The sequence below is a fragment of the Flavobacterium sp. N502536 genome (assembly GCF_025947345.1).
Lineage (GTDB): Bacteria > Bacteroidota > Bacteroidia > Flavobacteriales > Flavobacteriaceae > Flavobacterium.
This window is the reverse complement of the sequence record NZ_CP110011.1, coordinates 547,062-566,799: the sequence shown is the minus strand read 5'-3', so window position 1 is coordinate 566,799 and position 19,738 is coordinate 547,062. Positions and strand designations below refer to the sequence as shown.

The 19,738-nt window shown below is 36.6% G+C and carries 18 protein-coding genes; 5 read left to right on the top strand and 13 right to left on the bottom strand.

Going from position 1 to position 19,738, the window contains the following annotated elements; all coding sequences use genetic code 11:
- Positions 1-136: 136 nt before the first annotated feature.
- On the bottom strand, positions 137-3,871 hold the full coding sequence (locus tag OLM61_RS02455) for a metallophosphoesterase (protein WP_264524949.1): 3,735 nt from the start codon (positions 3,869-3,871) through the stop codon (positions 137-139).
- A gap of 26 nt (positions 3,872-3,897) precedes the next feature.
- On the opposite strand from OLM61_RS02455, the gene OLM61_RS02450 reads away from it, so the two are divergent.
- A complete protein-coding gene (locus tag OLM61_RS02450; RefSeq protein WP_264524948.1) occupies positions 3,898-5,076 on the top strand; it encodes a Pycsar system effector family protein in 1,179 nt (392 codons plus the stop codon).
- A 13-nt stretch (positions 5,077-5,089) separates the two neighbouring features.
- Here OLM61_RS02450 and OLM61_RS02445 read toward each other — a convergent pair whose 3' ends face one another.
- Positions 5,090-7,459, bottom strand: a complete 2,370-nt coding sequence (locus OLM61_RS02445; protein WP_264524947.1) for a GAF domain-containing protein — start codon at positions 7,457-7,459, stop codon at positions 5,090-5,092.
- A gap of 227 nt (positions 7,460-7,686) precedes the next feature.
- Here OLM61_RS02445 and OLM61_RS02440 point away from each other — a divergent pair, with 227 nt between their 5' ends.
- Both OLM61_RS02440 and OLM61_RS02435 read left to right on the top strand, forming a co-directional pair.
- Complete coding sequence (locus OLM61_RS02440; protein ID WP_264524946.1) at positions 7,687-8,439, top strand: SDR family oxidoreductase; 753 nt, start codon at positions 7,687-7,689, stop codon at positions 8,437-8,439.
- A 71-nt stretch (positions 8,440-8,510) separates the two neighbouring features.
- Positions 8,511-9,092 carry a TetR/AcrR family transcriptional regulator gene (locus OLM61_RS02435; RefSeq protein WP_264524945.1) on the top strand — a complete coding sequence of 194 codons (582 nt, stop codon included), beginning with the start codon at positions 8,511-8,513 and terminating at the stop codon, positions 9,090-9,092.
- A gap of 61 nt (positions 9,093-9,153) precedes the next feature.
- Here the strand turns inward: OLM61_RS02435 and OLM61_RS02430 are convergent, their stop codons facing one another.
- The 11 genes from OLM61_RS02430 to OLM61_RS02380 form a co-directional block, all read right to left on the bottom strand.
- Positions 9,154-9,495, bottom strand: coding sequence for a hypothetical protein (locus OLM61_RS02430; protein ID WP_264524944.1), 342 nt, complete (start codon positions 9,493-9,495; stop codon positions 9,154-9,156).
- A gap of 1 nt (position 9,496) precedes the next feature.
- The gene (locus tag OLM61_RS02425; RefSeq protein ID WP_264524943.1) at positions 9,497-10,030 is read right to left on the bottom strand and encodes an ADP-ribosyltransferase; all 534 of its coding nucleotides are present in this window, start codon (positions 10,028-10,030) and stop codon (positions 9,497-9,499) included.
- A 115-nt stretch (positions 10,031-10,145) separates the two neighbouring features.
- Positions 10,146-11,204, bottom strand: a complete 1,059-nt coding sequence (locus tag OLM61_RS02420) for a nucleoid-associated protein (RefSeq protein ID WP_173966345.1) — start codon at positions 11,202-11,204, stop codon at positions 10,146-10,148.
- Between the two features lie 44 nt (positions 11,205-11,248).
- Positions 11,249-11,608, bottom strand: coding sequence for a four helix bundle protein (locus OLM61_RS02415; RefSeq protein ID WP_264524942.1), 360 nt, complete (start codon positions 11,606-11,608; stop codon positions 11,249-11,251).
- Between the two features lie 97 nt (positions 11,609-11,705).
- Positions 11,706-12,245: a plasmid pRiA4b ORF-3 family protein gene (locus tag OLM61_RS02410; protein ID WP_264524941.1), complete on the bottom strand. Its 540-nt coding sequence runs from the start codon at positions 12,243-12,245 to the stop codon at positions 11,706-11,708.
- 169 nt (positions 12,246-12,414) lie between these two features.
- Positions 12,415-13,014 (bottom strand): HPP family protein, encoded by a 600-nt coding sequence (locus OLM61_RS02405; RefSeq protein WP_264524940.1) that lies wholly within the window; start codon positions 13,012-13,014, stop codon positions 12,415-12,417.
- Positions 13,015-13,087: 73 nt separating this feature from the next.
- Positions 13,088-14,368, bottom strand: a complete 1,281-nt coding sequence (locus OLM61_RS02400) for a chloride channel protein (protein WP_264524939.1) — start codon at positions 14,366-14,368, stop codon at positions 13,088-13,090.
- Between the two features lie 137 nt (positions 14,369-14,505).
- Complete coding sequence (locus tag OLM61_RS02395) at positions 14,506-14,895, bottom strand: VOC family protein (protein WP_264524938.1); 390 nt, start codon at positions 14,893-14,895, stop codon at positions 14,506-14,508.
- Between the two features lie 7 nt (positions 14,896-14,902).
- Positions 14,903-15,469 (bottom strand): sugar O-acetyltransferase, encoded by a 567-nt coding sequence (locus tag OLM61_RS02390; protein ID WP_264524937.1) that lies wholly within the window; start codon positions 15,467-15,469, stop codon positions 14,903-14,905.
- Positions 15,470-15,478: 9 nt separating this feature from the next.
- Positions 15,479-15,937 (bottom strand): YciI family protein, encoded by a 459-nt coding sequence (locus OLM61_RS02385; protein WP_264524936.1) that lies wholly within the window; start codon positions 15,935-15,937, stop codon positions 15,479-15,481.
- Between the two features lie 13 nt (positions 15,938-15,950).
- Entirely contained in the window at positions 15,951-16,409 is a 459-nt protein-coding gene (locus OLM61_RS02380) for a DinB family protein (RefSeq protein WP_264524935.1), read from the bottom strand.
- Positions 16,410-16,552: 143 nt separating this feature from the next.
- On the opposite strand from OLM61_RS02380, the gene OLM61_RS02375 reads away from it, so the two are divergent.
- Positions 16,553-18,712 (top strand): TonB-dependent receptor, encoded by a 2,160-nt coding sequence (locus OLM61_RS02375; RefSeq protein WP_264524934.1) that lies wholly within the window; start codon positions 16,553-16,555, stop codon positions 18,710-18,712.
- 396 nt (positions 18,713-19,108) lie between these two features.
- Positions 19,109-19,732 carry a hypothetical protein gene (locus OLM61_RS02370; RefSeq protein WP_264524933.1) on the top strand — a complete coding sequence of 208 codons (624 nt, stop codon included), beginning with the start codon at positions 19,109-19,111 and terminating at the stop codon, positions 19,730-19,732.
- Positions 19,733-19,738: the final 6 nt, after the last annotated feature.

The following is a 19,738-nucleotide window of genomic DNA, read 5'->3' as shown; positions in this document are numbered from 1 at the left end:
CTGAGGTACTGAGTTGCTAAGGTTCTAAGGTTTTTGCCACGAATTCACGAATGATTTAATAAATTAAAATTCGTGAATTCGTGGCTAATTTTTAAACTCAGTACCTTAGAACCTCAGTCCCTTAGTCCCTATAAAATCAAAAGCTGTAAGCCGCTCCAAAAATGACCCTTCCTGTTTCGTCTGGAGATTTGAAATAAGTGATTCTTGCGGTTAACACATTGATTGCATTCAGCCAAAGTCCGCCACCGTAATCCTGATGCCATTTTCTCGAATTTTCACCGTCCAGCCAGATTCTTCCGTAGTCAAAACCACCCAGAATTCCGTAGGTGAATGGAGCAATTGTTTTTTGAATTTTTCCAATACTGAATCGTAAATCGGTACTTTGAGAAAAATAAGAGCTTCCTAAAAAGCGTTCGTTTCTGTAACCACGTAAGTCAGTATCACCGCCTAAAGCAGCACCCTGATAAAATTCGTAATTATTGTTCAGCAGCGCTTTTCCTTTTAAAAGCGTAGCCAAAACCAGCTTTCCGTTAGAATCAATTTTATGTGTAAATCCTAAAAGGCTTTCAAGAGTCGGGAAGTTTTGCTTGGTTTCATTTAGATTTGCTAACCAGGTTGCCGAGATCATGAAAGTAACTCCCAAAGTAGGTTTCGCGGCAAAATCAGAATTTTTGAATTGGTACTTGATTTTTGCACCACCAAAGGTCTGACTTTGAAAAATCTCCGGATTAATGATGTTTGGAATGTCAATAAATCGGTTTTTAGTTTCTTCTACTCTCATTTGCTGGAACATGGGCTGAATGCTAAACTCGCTTCCATATCGTCCGACATGTCGGATCGCTGCCGAAACATTAAATTTCTGGATGCGAACGCGGTTATAATCCATTCCAAACTGCTCTGTATTATTGACAGTTTCATTTCCGTATCCAAAATAATTCATGGCAAAGTTTGGGGTCGTGTATTGCGATTCAACGTCAATAATCCATTTGCCTAACAAGCCCGGAAAATGTGCAGCATAATTAAATTCTAAACCGCCTGTTGCGAAATAATAAAAACCATTTAAAACGTGCTTTTGGGTGTATGGATTTTGTTTGAAATTGTTGACAGTGTAGTTTAAGTTAAAGCCAAGTTTTACGCCATCGTCGGGATTGTAGCCTATATTTGGAAGTCCTGAAACCACATTGTATTTCGGTTTTTCATAATTGTACAAGTTAACATCGTAATCATCTGTAAGCTGCGTTTTCGTTTTTGAATCCAGATTATAGGTGTTTTCTTTTGATTTAAAGTCATATACAATAACTCTCTTTCCGTTTTCAATGTTGTACGTATCATTGTTTTGTCCGCCAATCAAACGAATTTTTATGTTTGATTTTTGCTTGCCGGTTACCTCAAAAACATCATTGTCGTCCAAACCGTAAATCCATAAATTGGAAGTTTTGGCATCTGTAACGGTTTTGGTGTACACTAATTCGTCGCCTTCCTTTTTTATTCTGAAAACCTTAATTTCCAGTGTTTTTTTAGCGCTATGATTGATGACAAATTTGTCCTTTTTATCCGTTCCGGCAATCATCACCGTATGACTTAAAACATCAAAGTATTCGGAAGCATATTTTTGAAGTTCTTTCTTTCGGCTTTTTAACTTCTGCTGTATGTCTTTAATAGTCTCGTCCTGAACTTCTTTTGGCAGGCTTTTAAACGCATTGTCAATGTCGGCATCGGTTAAGTTTTCCTGAATGTATTTTGCCTGAGCGATCCAGTCTTTTTCGTCGGCAGTTCTCAAAAATGCCACATCGAGTGGGTAAGGTTCTCTGTTGAGCCATTTTACGTTGTCGATTTTGTCTTTGAAAGTACGCATGTGACGCAGCGCAGGAATGTTCATCAACAGTGAAAGTAAAGTACCATCATATTTTGAGAAAGCCTGATCGCGATCGCGTGGAATTGGTTTGTAAGTAACCTTTCCGTCTTTTTTATACTCGCCCCAACGCCATTGATCGTCATGTCGGTCCCAATCGCCAATCAGCATGTCAAACAAACGTGCTTTTATGTATTCGTTTTCATCAACCGTATATTTTTCATCTTTATGAAGGTTTTTCATCATATCAGCTGTGCTTATGATATCTGTTGGATTTCCAAAGTTTTTACCGTCCAGATGATTGTCCGCAGGTCTTTCTTCAACCATATACAACTCATCTCCAAAATTCGAATTGAATTCTTTTAAGGTATTTTGTTTCGGAATGTAATAGATGATCGGATTGGTATGCGCCAATCCTAGTTTGTCGGCCAGATTGCCAACAGCAAAAGGAGTATAAGGATGTGAAGTGGTGTAGAAGTCTAATAAAAAGTTTTCGGCATAGGTGTTTTCAAAATCATTAACAATGTACTGATCTTTAAAGGCTACGGATTGTAAAAACTGGGTAGCACTTTTTTTCAAAGCACGTAACACGTATTCACGGCCTTTAGGATCAGATACTCTTAAAGATTTGGACTGGTGTCCGCCACCTTCACGAATAGGTTTTAGCCCTCCCATTAAAGTGTCTAAAGTGGCAGTTTTAGCCTCGATCGGTAAGCTGTAATATTTTCTGTAATGATTTCCGAAAAGGAATTTATGGAATAGACTTTTTTGGGTCATTTTTTCAGAATAGATCGAAGTGGTCATGGTAGCAGGGAAATTATTCGGGATATCAGCAGCCCAGTTGATTTCTTTTGCTTTTATGATTTCATGTTCAAAAAGTAATTTTTCGTGGTTGTTTTCATTTCCAAAGAAAGAAACTTTAGCGTCCCCACTTTTAAACAAAGTTAAGGTAACATAACCATTTCCGCCATAAGAGAAATCGTTTGAATTGATTGCCCTTGCAGCTTCAGATTTTGATCCTGCACCACTAATAATTTGCTTGATGTTTTCTTTGTTCACGTATTGCAGATTATGATCGTGTCCGGAAACTACAATTACATTTTTCTGCTTTTGCAAAAGTGTTTTGATGCGCTTGGCATAAATCGTATATTGTTTGTTTTGAATGTCCTGTGGACTTGCGCCGGAAGTTTTTCGGAGTAAATTGATAAAGGAACCTATTACCGGAAGCGGGATTTTTTGCTCTAAAGGAAACAATTGTTTTTCTAACGAATACTGTCCGCCATGCGAGCCATTGCTCATCAGAGGATGGTGAATAGCAAGGATAACTGTTTTTTCCTGGTTTTTATTCAGGACACTTTCCAGTTCATCAAAGAAATCCTCTCTGGTTTTGATGTCACAATTGTCATTGATGGTGGGATGATTGTCCCAGTCTTCCAGAAACCATTCGCTGTCTATGGTTACTAAAGTGGTGGTGCTGTCTATTTTTACATCTTCTATGGCACAGCTTTTTCGGGGTAAGAAGGCTTTTTTATCATTCAAATATTTCGTCACAAATTCGGCCTGACGTTCCAGACCTTTGATGCCGCTGTACCAATCGTGATTTCCGGGAATGACAATCGTTTTTCCTCTAAATCCTTTGGTTAGCTTTAATTGATTGGTAAGTTTTGTTTCGGCCAGAGCCTTTTCTGAGGCATCGTCATTAGCAGGAAAACCTTTCGGATAAATGTTATCCCCTAAAAAAAGTAAAGTCGATTTTTTACTCGCTTTTTTTAGTTTTTGGTGCAGCAGTTCAAGTGTTTGTTGGGCTTGTTCCTCATCGGCATTTCCGGCATCTCCTACTAAATAAAAAGTGTGGGCAATTTTTATGCTATCTGTTGCGTTTTCCGTTTCATTAGCGCTGACACTTTTTCCGTATTGCGCCTTATGCGTCGCACAGGAATAGGTGAGCAGCAATGTCGTTATTGCTAAAGAACAGGTTTTAATTTTCGCAATAAAATGATTATCCAAAAACAATTTCATAATTTAGTGGTGTAAAAATATTCTCTATGAATTTAATAGAACAATCCGAAGATTTTGTTAGTAATTTACTCAAAGATAAACTTTCTAATTTATATTCTTATCATAATTTTAACCATACTTTAACGGTCGTAAATGCTGTAAAAGAGCTTTGCAAAAAAGAAGATGTTACAGCAGAGGAGAAAGAAATACTTTTAGTAGCGGCCTGGTTTCATGATACCGGATATATTAACGGTTATGAGAATCACGAGCAGGAGAGTGTGAAAATTGTTACAGCCTTTTTGAAAGAAAAAGAACTGTCGGATGAATTTATAGCGCAGGTTTCGGGCCTGATTCTGGCAACGGTAAAAGAATACATTCCGAAAACACATTTGGAGAAAATAATTAAAGATGCAGATTTCGCCCATCTGATGGGGACTGAATATGCAACTACCTGCGAATTATTGCGTATTGAATTAAAGAATACCTGGAATTTGAATTTTTCGAATGCCGAATGGGCAAAGGAAAATCTGAATTTTTTAATGAACAAACATCGCTTTTATACCGATTATGCGCTTAAAAAATGGCAGCCTTTAAAGGAGAAAAACCTGCTTTTGGTTCAGAAGAAAATTGAAAAACAGGAAAAGAAAGAAGCGGATCGAATCGAAGAAGAAAACAGAAAAAAAGATAAAGTGGAAAAGCCGGATCGTGGTGTCGATACACTGTTTCGTGTTACATTAGGAAATCATACCCGATTGAGCGGGATTGCCGATAGTAAAGCCAATATTTTATTGTCAGTTAACGCGATTATCATTTCGATTGCATTGTCTACGATTATCCCGAAACTGGACAGCCCGAAAAATGCACATTTGGTGGTGCCTACTTTTATTATGTTAATTTCGAGTGTGGTGACTATTATTTTTGCAATCCTTTCAACGAGACCAAAAGTAACTACCGGTGTGTTTACCCGGGAGGATATCGAAGCCAAAAAGATTAATTTGTTATTCTTTGGGAATTTCTACAAAATGCCATTGGAAGAATACGACTGGGCGATGAACGAAATGATGAAAGATCGGGACTATTTGTATTCCACGATGATCAAAGATTTGTACTATCTGGGATTGGTTTTGCAGCGCAAGTACAATTTACTGCGCATTGCCTACAATCTTTTTATGGTGGGGATTATTGTTACCGTGATCGCTTTTATAATTGCTTTCAAATCAATATAAGCTCAACTAAAATTTAGCTGAGCTCATCTAATAAGTCCTGATACGTAATTTTTTTCGCTACCGGATTTGTATTCTTGTTAATTACTTTTACCCGAATTGCCCTTAAACCTGAAACTCCCTGAAGATCTTCAACTTCAAATTGTTCAATGGAAGGCTCCAGAATTTTCTTGTGCTGCAGGTATTTGATGTATTTTAAATATTCGGCTTCTTCGCTGTTTTGAGAATAGACAATGGTAATTTTCTCTTTCTCGGTGATGCGGTCTTTTGTGCCTTTGATATTCGATTTGTCGATACGTTTTTTTACCACTTCATATCTGGCATTGTACGTTCCGTCGACATCAAAACGTTTTTCATCCATTCTGAAACGGATGGAAAGCGGAGAGGTAAAAACTAAAATCAACGAGGTCACATCCAGTTCGTACGGAAGTGATTCTTTAAGCTGATGATGTTCGAGTTCCATCTCGCACAAGGTTTGCAGTTGCCACAAGCGTAAATTGTGCAAATACATCATATCAAATGGCTGGGTTGGAGCAATAGAAGCCCCAATATAGAGATTATGCTCTACACCATCGGTTTTAAAGCGTTCGTAATAATGCGGATAGATTTGCTGTGCTTCAACTTGTTTTCGGTCCAAAACCGAAGCCAGTTTTTTATTGATAATAGACATCGCATTATCAAATTTCTTTCTCTCCTGATAAAACAATCCGGTCTTAGCGTCCAGACTTTCAAAGTACTGACGTTCGAGTTTTTCGCTTTTTGCGGTCTCTTTTGTGTTCTTTAAAAGCGGATGAATTTCTTCTTCGATATAACGTTGAATGTACTGTTCCGTATCTGCTTTTAAAGGAGCATCCAGTTCATCACGGAAGGATTCCAACTCAAATTTTCTTTGTTCCAAAAGGATCAAATTGGTGTTAGGATCCTGTGATTCGAAAATCTTTAACAAAGCCGTCAATTGATTTTTAAGATCGATTTTGACGGTTTCATTTCGATGTTCAGAAGAACCTTTAATATCGATTTGCCCATAAAGAGGGTATACATTTTTAAATGAAATTTCTTTAAAAATATAATCCTTCGTATGATTCATATTTTGGAAATAGTTTTGAGATTCTCTTCTAAATTTCCAGTAAACACTTGGGTGAATTGTAGTGTACTCGCGCTGAATGATGGCTTCAATCTGGTGCTGCATATCCGTATTGTAACGATCGATTGTATCAGTCAGATACGGCAATACCAGCCCCAGTTTTGTTGCATTAATCGTATTGAGCGCTTTTATTTCGGAGGAAACCAGTTCGACTACTCCCAATAAATGCCCGTCTTTTACCACAGGAGCAAAGATGCAGCTTTGGATTCCCTGTTTTAATAAATGTTCCCCTAGTTTTTTATTGGAAGATTCTTCAATGAATTTATTGACATTAGAAACCACCAAAGGTTCTTTATTGTCTAATAGTTTTTCGAAAGTACAGCCAAAAAAAGCATTCTTGCAATCAATCTCCTGGTCTTTTGAAAGCAGAAAACTTTGCATCTGAGTTTCAAATTTAACAGGTCTTATAAATTTTTCTTCCTCAGGATTGTAAACAATAAAACCTACTTTTAAATCGGGAATTTTAAAGATGGATTTAAAAATGTTGAATACGATTTCATCCGTTGCGGCCGTTGACGAATCGGGTTTTAAGAGGTTACTTTTTAAATTTGAAATGGCACTTTCTGTGGTCGCATCAAACAAAGAAACGAGCCCAAATCCTTTCAGAATCCAGCTTCCCTTCGGAAATTTTGATTTCCAAAGTTCGAGATCATGGTAGTTGTCCAGCAGCAGATCGATGTCGTCCTGGGTTAGATCGATTGATTTTTCTGTTGGAATGACATCTATGAAATCGGCATTGTAAAGAATGCGATAATGTTTTTCTATTCCATTTTCATCCGGAATATCATAGAAAAAGGGGTTATTAAAATCGATACGCTGCTTGAAATGAGCACCTAAAATGATACAGCAATTGTTGACATAGAACTGATGATCGTCAAAATCACGAATTTCCATATCAAACTCAGATCCTGCATTACTGAGGATTTTTTTAAAACGTTCGGTATAATTGAATGATAAATTTTGAAAAGGTATAGTAACGGCTTTTATTTCATTGTGCGTCAAAGCGGTCGGAAAGATATCGGCCAGTAAATTTTTGATTAACGCTTCATTGTCTTTAATGGTGGCGTAGTCCTTAATTCCGGTTCTAAGTTCCGGAAGGGGTTCTATTTGTTTTAAAATGGCTTTTGCATAGTTTGCCCTGTAATCAACATCCGACAAAGCAATTTCCTCAAAAGATTTAATAAGCTTGTGGAAGGATATGATCGTTTCGAAAGGACTTTCGTTGTATAAATGAATATCCATCTGAATTGGTTTAGATTGCAAAATTAAGCATAAATTAAGAATCTTTTACAATTTCCTATTTCTTTCGTTTATGGTAGTATAGAGGTCAAGTCTTGGTATTACCGGGTTTTAAAAGCAGTTTTTTATTTTAACTAAATATTAACATAATCAATAACGGAACGATCGTTCCGTTATTATATCTTTGTACTGTAATAATGAAATAATCAATAATTTAAAAAACAAATAAGATGAAAAAGTTAGAGAATAAAGTGGCTATTGTAACCGGTGGAAATAGCGGAATAGGGTATGCTGCCGCAGCCGAATTTGTAGCAAACGGTGCTCAGGTAATTGTAACAGGAAGAAACAAAGAGGCTTTGGCAAAAGCAGAAACGGAATTGAACGTAACCGGAATTGTATCGGATCAATCCGATTTAGAATCAATTGATCGTTTGGTTGCGGAGGTAAAAGCCAAATTCGGTAAAGTTGATGTATTGTTTTTAAATGCTGGAATTGCAGCTTTTGCTCCAGTAGATTTAGCCTCAGAGGAGCATTATGACAGTATCATGAATGTGAATGTAAAAGGAGTTTATTTTACCGTTCAGAAAATACTGCCCATCTTAAATGACGGAGGTTCTATTGTTTTTAATACTTCGATAAATGCTCATGTGGGAATGCCTAATTCAAGTGTTTATGCGGCAAGCAAAGCAGCAGTATTGTCTTTGAATAAAGTATTTGCTACCGAACTGGCAGCAAGAAAAATCAGAGTAAATGCTGTTTCTCCTGGTCCGGTTGAAACACCTCTTTATGGTAAATTGGGATTGGAGAAAGCAGAAGTTGAAGGTTTTGGAGCAGTTTTAAGCGAGAAAATTTTATTGAAGCGTTTTGGCCAGGCTTCTGAAGTGGCTAAAACAGTACTTTTTTTAGCTTCGGATGATGCATCATTTATTACCGGAAGCGAAATTGTGATTGATGGTGGACTTACTGTAAATACGGTAGTATAATTTTTCTGACTAATTCAGGAACGATTGTTCCGTATTTTTGTATCTTTGAGATATAATTTAATACTGACGTTATGGCCAGAACAAAAGAATTTAATGAAGATCAGGCTTTGGATAAAGCGATTGAGATTTTTTGGCACAAAGGATACAATGGCACATCGGCCAGTGATTTAGTTACCCATTTGGGGCTGAGTCGCTCGAGTTTGTACGATACTTTTGGCGACAAGCAGCAGCTTTTTGTCCGGTCTTTAGAACGTTATCAGAAGAATGGTCAGGAACAGATAGCACAGCTTTTTGAGCAGTCAGCTAATATTAAGGAAACTTTGCTTGAGGTTTTTAAGCAGGCGGTACTGGAAAGTCTGGAAGATCGTATTACCAAAGGCTGTTTTATGGTGAATTCTTCTGTCGAACTAGCGATGCATGACGAAGGGATTGCAAAAATTGTACAGAATAACAGGCAGACGATGGAAGAGATTTTTACCAAAGCGGTTCAAAAAGGCCAGGATGCAGGACATATTTCCACAAAGAATGCTGCCAGAGTATTAGCGCGGTTTCTTTTTAATGCGTATTCGGGTGTTCGGGTTTTGGCTAGAACCGGAGAAAGAGATAAACAAGTCTATGACGATATTGTAAAAGCGACGTTTTCAATACTATGATTTTGAAACGACACATAAATAAAAAACGGCAATTACTAGTGTAGTTGCCGTTTTTTTTTGTTTAGTCTTCAAGTGAAGACTGCACTTTTTGTCCTAAACTTTTTGCAGCTTTTTCTATTTCTTCTTTTGAAATTTTTCCTGATTTCAGTGCTATTCTTTCCTGAACCTTTTTAATAGAATCAATAGCGTCAATAATTTCTAATTTGTCCTTAGTAGTCTGTACCTTATGCGAATACAATATTGCATTCAATATAAGAGAACAATTTTCTAAGCTTAACTCAGTATTGTTTTTTAAATGAAATGCATCGCTGTATTTTTTGAATAATGCTATTATAGCTTGACTATTGGGAAGGTCTGTGATGGTTAGCAGATCCAGTGTTTCTTTTTTCTTTAAAGTTGCCATATTAGATCTCTTCTAAGGTTATTAAATTGCCTTCTATTGATAAGACACTAAATGTTGAATTTAGTTTGAACAAAACTTCCTGTTCATTTGGGTTTTCATGAATACCAAATTTACTGATTTTTTCAATTTCTTTTCCATTTTTTGACACAATTCTCAAAAGAGTAGTTCCAAAACCTTCAGCAATTGATCTGGATTTTGAAGTCGAAAAAAAAGAATGTTCGGTGACATCAGTTCCTTTTTCTAAAGCTGTTGTATATTTTTCTAGAGCTTTTGGACTTAAAAATGTGCCACGATATACGATGTCTCTGTAAGAAGGTAGCTTATCTAATGTCATTTCTAAAAAAGTGCCAAAGGGAGAATCGTTTTGTCCTCCATTTTTTAGCAAATCCTGATTTAATTCCTGAAAAGCATCTTTAGTGTATTTATAGACTATTGTTTTTTCAAAAGTATTTATTTCACTTAATTCGGTCGCTCTTTCGGTGTTTTGTATTACCTCATGTTCTTCTGATAAGTAGGTAGTTACGTATGTTATCACTTTGTTTTGTTTAGTAGGTTTTTTCTTTCGTATATGTAAAAGTAAATAAAAAACGGCAATTACTAGTGTAGTTGCCGTTTTTTGCTTTAAGTAAGTAATAGAAAATGAATGACTCTTAGCTTTTTTCTTCTTTATTGAAATACACTAAGTAGTAATACATTTGTTTTTCTTCATCCCAACCTTTTTCAACAAATTTCTCAGCGCTTTCCGGATTAATGAAATCCATTTTGATCTGAATGTGAGTGTCCAGATTGATTACGTTTTTGATTGATTTTCGGGCGTCTGAAACCGCTGCATTGGCAATAGGGAATGAGGTTACATCTTCGATGCTGTATTTTTCTCCCTTATCCACTTTATAGTTTTTGAATTCAGGAATTAAGTCCGGATTGTCTAATACTTCGTTTAAGAAATTTTGTTCTTCAAACTGATCGTTTTTCGCGAAATAATTCACAGATCGGTTCATGAACATTACTTCTTCTTTTTTGTCTTCTGCCGGTAAAACAACATCTTTAGCAAAGTTCTGGCAGAATTTTAAGTATTTTTTAGTGATGAAGTTTTCATCCTCAAAAGCATCAACAGATAAAAAGTGCTCTAACCAGTAACGCGCATCATAACGGTTGCTGTCAACAGTAAGGATTTTGTATCCCTCTTCTTTTTTATAGTTAAAAATCAAACAGCCTTTGTCTAATTTGCTTAGGTTGATCCCTTGTTGCAAGATCATTTCAAGGTTGCTGTCTTTTTCTTCAAATTGTAAAAAGTCGGCTTGCAACTCGCTTTTAAAAATTCCGATGGCATCCACAACATTGTTGTCAATACTTAAGTTCGTCAGATAGGTGATGTAAACCTCTCCGTTTTTAATATGCGGGTGATTGGACTGTTCGAATAAATGTGTCGTGATTCGCTTTGAGATCTCCTGTAAATTTCCAGGATTGTCAAAAATCTCTGTAGCATATTTAAACATATCGTTGTAATCCAAATCGACTTCGTGCGCAAACTGATAATAGTTTTCTTCCTTCTCTCTGAAAGGCTTAAAAAAGTATTCTTTTATCAAAGGAACGATCTCATCATTTAAATTAAATGGCTGTTCCGATAAAAAAATCGCTTCGTTTCTGCTTTTGTTTCCTACGCGGTGTATCGCAAGCGTCTCGATGTGGGTGTTGAATAAGTTTATCATTTTTTTTTAGGTACTGAGGTTCTAAGTGTCTAAGGTAGTAAGGTTTAGTTTCTGTTTTTTATTTTTTTAATAAAAGAAACTAACATTCTTTCTACTTCCCGACTATCCTCATATAAGTTGTTAAAATCGTCTTCTTTTAAATAAGATATGTTTTTTGCGATTTCCAGCTGAGTCTGCATTTCGAATAAAGACCCAACAGAAATGTTTAAAAAGCGTAAAAGTTCTTTATCGCTAGCTCTCCCAAATCCTTCTGCGATATTGCAAGGTATAGAAATCGAGCTGCGTCTGATTTGTGAAGTTAATCCGAAGATTTCTTCTTTAGGAAAATTGTTTGTTGAAAAATAAATTTTGGTTGTCAGGGTCATTGATTTCTGCCAGATAAGCAAACTTCTAAAGTTACTCATGTCTAAATATATTTAATTTGAAAAATTAAATATAAGAAAAAACTTTCAAGTTAAAACCTCAGAACCTTAGTATCTCAGAACCTTAGAACCTTACAAACTAATTCCAATTCTCCTCAAATCCGTAATCTTCAAAACTGTCGTCGCCTTCAAACATGTCAAGATCGTCTTCATCAAGATCGTCTTCAAATTCTCCGTAGATGTCGTCGTGCATGTCGGCTTCAAAGCTTTTTTCGATAGCTTCGTCCGGCATTTCTCCGTGTGAGAATAAGGTTTCAGGGTATGGAGCTCCTGCGATTTGATCTTCAACAGCAGCTAATTCTACTAAGAATGTCCACATATTGATGAAATCATACACATAGATGATTTTGGTGTTTTCTTTGTCTAAAATAGAAGATAACGGATAATCGCCCATAGTTCTTTGTTCGCCAGGAACATCACCAGTATCAAAAAGTGGAATTTCATCCTCTTGATTCCAGGTTTCGTCGCAGGTATAAAACGAAGCTACTTCCATTCCGTCAAAACCAAAAGCGTTGAAGATCGCATTGTGTAAATCCTCAAGAGTATCATCTTCAAGAATTGCAATGTCTCTAAAAATATCTTCTTCGGCGTCTAGAATTACTCTAAATTTATAAACCATAATCTTTGTTTTTATTGAGAGGGCAAAGGTAAAATATAAATAATGATTTATGAATTGTGAAGCACGATTTGTTGAAAAGATTTTTTATCTGTCCGGTGCCACAGTGTGCCAGCCTTTTGCACGAAATAGGCGCTGATCTGACTCAGAAGGGCTGTCGTGAAAAATTCAATTACTTTTTGATGAATCGTTTTCTGATTTTGTGATAGTGTTTGTGGTAGGTGCTATGGCTAGGATAACTTCTGCTTGACGTCATATTATTAAAAATTAATGCCGTTATAAACAAAATAAGCACCCCGTCTAAAACAGGCGAAAGCACATACATATAACCAAGGTCTTTTATCTGAGCGGAACCTGTAACCGCAATAAGTGCTGTCGCTCCTCCGGGAGGATGAAGCGTTTTGGTGATTTGCATAAAAATAATCGAAAAGGAAACGGCCAGAGGCGCAGACAGCCAAACGATGTCAGGAATTAACTGGTTTACAGTTACGCCAATAATTGCTGAGATTACATGGCCTCCAATTAAATTTCGGGGTTGCGAGAACGGGCTTTGAATGATTCCGTAAACCAGTACACTCGACGCTCCAAAAGAACCAATTAAGAAAACAATATCGGTACCGGAAAAGCGAATAGATTCCAGATAAGAAAGGATTCCAATACCCACAAACGATCCTATAAATGACCAGAAATGCTCTTTATAATCGATTAAAGTTTCTTTGTAAAGTATATAACGGGTTTTGCGATAGCCTCTTTTTATTTTTGAAGTTGGCATATTTGTGAATTATTTGATGTGGTGTTTTTTAATCCGGGACTGAAATCCGAACCAATATTAAGTGTTTTAAAATTTATTTTAGTGCCGCAGGTGTATACGAATAAACGGTATAAGGATAAATTGTTTTTGCGGTATATTTTGAGATCAGGCAAACCACCAAAATTGGTAAAAACAGAGTATAGTCGTTGGTTAATCCGCAAACCAGGAATATAGCTGTAAAGGGCGCGTGAATGCTGGCGCTTAAAACAGCTGCCATCCCAATAATCATAAAGTTTACCGGGATTACGTGTACCTGAAAAAAGGTGTTTAAAATGGATGCCAGCAGCAATCCTAAAAAAGCACCAATAAAAAGACTTGGAGCAAAAACGCCTCCATCGCCTCCTGAGGCTAATGTTACAGAGGTTACAATTGGCTTAAGCAGTAAAATTCCAATAAAAGTAAGTGCCAGAGTCAGTGTCAACGGAATTTCAGCCGAATTGCTAAAAATACCTTTTATCGCATGATACCCTTCGCCATATAGCTGTGGGAAAATAAATAAGGAAACGCTTAAAACGACAGAACCAATTAAGATTTTATAATAATGCGTATCTATTTTTCCGAATTGAGATTTAAAAAACAGCACACAACGGGTGAGGTAAACCGAATTTATTCCGGCCAGAATTCCTAAAAGAATAAAATACGGAATCGCTTTTAAATGCCAGGTTGTGATAGAGACTGCGAATAAAGGCTCTTCTTTTAAAATGGTAAGTAAACCAAAAGCAATTGAAACGGCAATGATATTGGAAATAACAAAAGCACGGGTTACTTTTCTGGAGATTACTTCTAAAGCAAATAAAATTCCCGCAATTGGGCTGCTAAATAAAGCGGTAACTCCTGCCGCAACTCCTGCGCAGATAAGCTCGGTTTTGTATTTGCGAAATACATTTTCTTTTTGCTGTGCAACAGATCCGATGGTAGCAGTGGCCACTACGGTAGAGACTTCGATTCCGGTTGAGCCTCCAAAAGCAACAGTCAGTAAACCGTTGATAAAGTGGGACGGAATTTTATAGGAAGGTAAATTTTTGGAACTTGATTTTGTGCTTTCAAAAACTTCTTTGATTCCCTTGTTTTCTTTTTTCTTGAACAAATAATGTCGGAGAAAGTAGATAACAGATAATCCGAAGACAGGGAAGATGATATAAAAAACAGGATTTACGGAGACTTCATGAAAGAAAATTTCTTCGTAATATTCGGTAATTTTTTTGAGCGAGATTCCTAAAAAGGCCGAAAGAAAGCCAATTAATACCGAAACAATAACTAATTTTTGAAGGACAATAAATTGATGATTTTTTTTGATTCTAGCCGTTTTGTTCATCAGACGTTGGTTTTTGAAATCGCATTTTTTCACGCGGATTACAAAATTAGCCAATCAAATTCGTTTTTTCATATAAATCACTCCTTATATTGTGTTAAAGTTGCTGATTTAGAGGAATTCTCTTAGTGTTTTTTGAATTATCGTTCGTAAAACTCAATGGGCAGTTCGTCCGGATCGGCTATAAAAGTGAATCGTTTTTCGGTAATTTCGTCAATTCGGATCGGCTCGGATTCGATATTTTTGGTGTTTAAAAAAGCGATGGTTTCTTCTAAGTTAATGACTTCGAAAGCCAAATGACGCAAGCCCACAGCTTCGGGTCTTGAAGGACGTTTTGGCGGATTGGGGAATGAGAATAATTCGACTACATACGTGCCATTCAAAGCCAAATCGAGTTTGTAAGACTGGCGTTCTTCGCGATAGATTTCCCGAATAATGGTCAAACCTAAGACTTCGGTATAGAATGTTTTAGACTTTTGGTAATCTGAACATAAAATGGCAATATGATGAACTTTATTTAAGGTAAGCATTGTTTTTTTATTGGGGTTCCTGATTTAATTTTCGAATAACTTTTGCCGGATTTCCAACAGCCAGAGAGTTGTCCGGGATGTCTTTGGTGACTACCGAACCTGCTCCAACCACACAGCCTTTGCCGATGGTTACGCCTGGACAGATTACAGAATTTCCGCCTATCCAGCAATCGTCACCTATAGTAATGGGCAATGCATTTTCGAGTGTTTTTCTAAGTTCGGCTTCAAGCGGATGTGTTGCCGTGTAAATTTGAACGTTTGGCGCAAAAAATACATTTGATCCAATGTTTACCGGTGCGCAATCCAGAACGACACAGTTTACATTAAAATAAACGTTGTCTCCGCATGAAATATTGTAGCCATAATCACAATGAAAAGGAGGTTCGATATAAAAACTTTTGCCGGTGTTTGGAATGAGCTCCGCTAAAATTTCTTTGGCTTTTTTGGTTAAGCGATATTCCGTTACGTTCAATCGATGCAATAAATTTTTGGCTTTTCGACGTTCTTTTACTAAGAGAGGATCTCCTGCAGCATAATAGTCTCCCGCTATCATTTTCTCTTTTTCTGTTTTCATAAAATGGGCTTATATTTTTGTTTTGGCAATTTTTTCGTGAATTTTTAAGGTTTCCTGTAAAGCAGCTGTGGCGTACCAAGGCGTTAGTTCGGCCTCCAGTAAATTCGCCTGTATGGCCGGATCTGTTGCAACGAGGGCTTTTGCTTCCTCGACAGTTACGACATTAAAAATGTAAATTCCCCTGTAATTTCGGTCATTTTTCATAAAAGGTCCGGCGACAACCAATTTACCTTCCTTGGCCAGTTTCCCGATGTTGGCCATATGGCCTTCAAACAGCTTTTTACTTTCTTCTTTGGTAGCCGTAGTATTCGATCCCGATTTTAAAAGGCAAAATACATATTTTTTCATTCCGTACTCGTCTGCATGGAGTGATTTTGCTAAATTTTCGTCGAATTTGCTTTCTGTTTCCTGAGCGAACCCAATTGTACCGAATAGCAGTAAAGCGAAAAATGAAAACATTTTTTTCATATCATAATTTGTTTTAAAGTAGTTTCTTCAAAATAACAATCTGCCCCAGATGATACACATCGTGCTGAATAATTCCGTGTATATGCTCATAGTACGTATGATTATTATTGAGGTATATTTTTTCTAAGTCGGCATCCTGAAAATCTTCAAAAAAAGCATGCCACAATTCCTGTGATTTCCCCAGACTCTGAAGTGACTGTTCCCAAGCTGCTTCGGATGAATCTAAAACGGGCACAAAATAATTGTGATCGGGCGTTATAATGGTTTCTCCCTGAACACGTCTTAAAATGTTTCTTCGCCATTGAATTAGATGATTGACAATTTCCCAAATCGTATTTAAATTGGGGTTGACTTTTTTGTAGGCCTGGTCGGCACTTACGTTTTGCAACGTATGAACCAGATTAACTTCTAACCAGGGATTTCCATTATAGATGGACTGATACAGATTTGAAATTCTTTTGCTTTCTGACATAATTGATCACTTTTAAAAGACACTAGCTAAGATACAAATAAGTAATTTACAACTCATCCTTAAAATTCTACAATTGGGTTATTTAATATTTTTTAACAAGAAATGTTAAAATACATTTGCTTCATCAAAAACTAATAAATACCATGAAAACCAAAATTACTTTTATTTTATTATTACTAAGTACTTTTTCTTTTGCCCAGAATACTATTTCAGGAAAAGTTGTTGATCAAAAGGGAAAGCCGGTTCAGGGCGCTAATATTTATATAGACGGAACTTACGACGGCGCTACTAGTTCTGAAACGGGTAACTTTTCGTTTGAAACCAGTGAAAAAGGAAATAAATTTTTAGTAGTGAGTTTTTTGCTTTTTGAAACTTTTAAACAGGAAATAGATGTAGCCAATTATAAAGATCAAATCGTAAAACTTAGAGAAAATGTAAATGCTCTTGATGCGGTAGTGATTACTGCCGGAACATTAGAATCGGGTGATAAAGCAAGGGTTTCGGTTTTAAAACCTTTAGATATTGTAACCACTGCAGGATCGGCCGGAAATATTATTGCAGCACTGCAAACTTTACCGGGAACACAAACGGTTGGTGAAGACGGACGTTTATTTGTTCGTGGGGGTGAAGCAAGCGAAACACAAACTTTTGTAGACGGGCTTCGTGTCGCACAACCTTATGGGGCAACAACCAATAATTTGCCAACCCGTAGCAGATTCTCTCCTTTTTTGTTTAGCGGAATTGCTTTCTCCACCGGAGGATATTCAGCCGAGTACGGCGAAGCGTTGTCAAGTGTTTTGTTGTTGAACACACAGGACGAGCCGGACCAGAATAAAACCGATATTGCTTTAATGACCGTAGGTTTAGGAGTAGGAAATACGCAAAAATGGAAAAAAAGCTCGTTCAGTATCAATACCAATTATATTAACCTGGCTCCTTATCAGGCGGTGATTCCACAAAATGTAGATTGGAACAATCCGTATCAGTCGTTGGGAGGAGAAGCCGTTTATCGCTATCATTTTGAGAGAGGAATTTTTAAATTGTATGCTGCTTTTGATGCCGAAAAATTCGATCTGAACCAAAAAAATGTCAATTTTGTTGATCCAATTAGAACGGATTTAGACAATAATAACTTTTACCTGAACGCCTCTTATAAAGGAGATTTTGGAACGGGTTGGCAATTGACATCAGGGGTTAGTTACGGTTACAGCAAGAACAAAATCAAGTTTGATATTAATGATGTAGACAACAATGAGAATGCGGCACAGCTTAAATTGAAACTGAGAAAAAATATCTCGAATTATTTTAAATTGTCTTTCGGAGCGGATTATTTTATTACAAAATTTAATGAAAATTATACCGATAATATTGCTATCAAAACGGCAAACGGTTACGATTCAAACATTGCGGCTTTTTACACAGAAGGGGACATTTTATTCTCGAAAAAACTGGCCGCAAAAGTTGGTTTCAGACTTTCGAATAATAGTTTGTTAAACGAAACCAATATTGCTCCAAGAGCTTCTATTGCCTATAAAGTTTCAAAAAACAGTCAGTTTTCATTTGCCTATGGAGATTTTACACAAACGCCGGTGGTCGATTATATTAAATACTCAAAATACCACCAGTTTGAAAGCGAAAAGGCAAGACATTATATTTTAAATTATCAGTTTACCAAACCGGGACAGACTTTTAGAGCTGAGGCCTATTATAAAGATTACAGCAATTTAGTGCAGTACGATACAAGAGATATTCAGTACAATTCAGCCTTCAATAATAACGGTTCAGGATATGCCAAAGGATTGGATTTGTTTTGGAGAGACAGCAATTTGCATAAAAACCTGGAGTATTGGATTTCTTATTCTTATATCGATTCAGAGCGACAATACAAGAATTTTCCAACTATGACAACTCCAAGTTTTGTTGCCAATCATAGTTTGTCAGTCGTGACGAAATATTTTATTACCGATTGGAAATCTCAGATTGGTTTTACCAACAGTTTCAGCTCAGGACGTCCGTACAACGACCCAAATCAGACCCAATTCATGAACGGAAAGACAAAAGCGTATAACAGTTTGAGTTTCAATTGGGCTTATTTGTTAACCACACAAAAGATTCTGTATTTCTCAGTTTCAAACCTATTAGGAACTCAAAATGTCTTCGGATACGATTACGCAAGAAACCCCGATACAAACGGAGTTTACAACAGACAAGCCGTGATACCAACTGCTGACCGCTTTTTCTTCGTTGGTTTCTTCTGGACCATCAGCCAGAATAAAAATGAGAATCAGTTGAAGAATCTTTAAAGCTGCAGAGTTACAAAGGTTCAAAGGCGCAGAGGTTCAAAGGTTTTGAAAATTGAAGTACATAATAGGTTAATACAAGAAATAATTTATTCAGGTATGGAATCTTTGCACCTTTGTAGCTTTGCCCCTTTGAACCTCAGAAAAAACAATTCAGTCACCAAAATCAACAACTCGGTATCATTTAATTTTAAAAGAATAAAATCCGATATACTTTTGAAGAGTAAATTAAAAGGAACACAGAAATAGAGGTTAAGAATAAGAAAATCAAAACTTTGAACCTTTGTCACTCAGAGCCTCAGAACCTCAGAACCTGAAAAAAAAAAGAGAGTTTTAATCATCAATAAAATTTAGAATTTTAAAATCACAAAATAGTAACAACTTTAAAAACAAGAAATCATGACCAAGATTATTACAATTATTACCTTATTTGTTTGCAGTTTAATATCTGCGCAAACACAGTTTGAACAAGGAATGGGAAAAGCTTTCGGGCTTTGGAAAGAAGGAAAGAATACTGAAGCTTCGGCTATGTTTGAAAGAATTGCTGCGGCAGAAAAAACAAGTTATTTGCCTAATTATTATGTAGCCTTAATCAACACTACAGCTGCGTTTTCTGAAAAAGACAAAACAAAAATTGATTTATTACTGACCAAAGCACAGGATGCACTCGATACCGAATTGATCAAAGACCAAAATAATGCCGAATTGTATGCGATGCAGGCTTTGATTTATACCGCCTGGGTAGTCGCTGATCCAATGACAAACGGAATGAAATATTCGGCTAAAGTGATGGAAGCTTATGCTAAAGGAAAAGCGATCGATCCAAATAACCCGAGAATTGTTTTTGGTGAGGCTGATTATGAAATCGGAGGAGCAAAATGGTCAGGTGCGGATACTAAACCGTTATGTGCACAAGTGGATAAAGCTGTCGAACTTTTTGCTACTTTTAAACCGGCGACACCTTTTTCTCCAAAATGGGGATTAGAAAGAGCTTTGGAAACTCAGAAAAATTGTAAAAAATAATTTAAT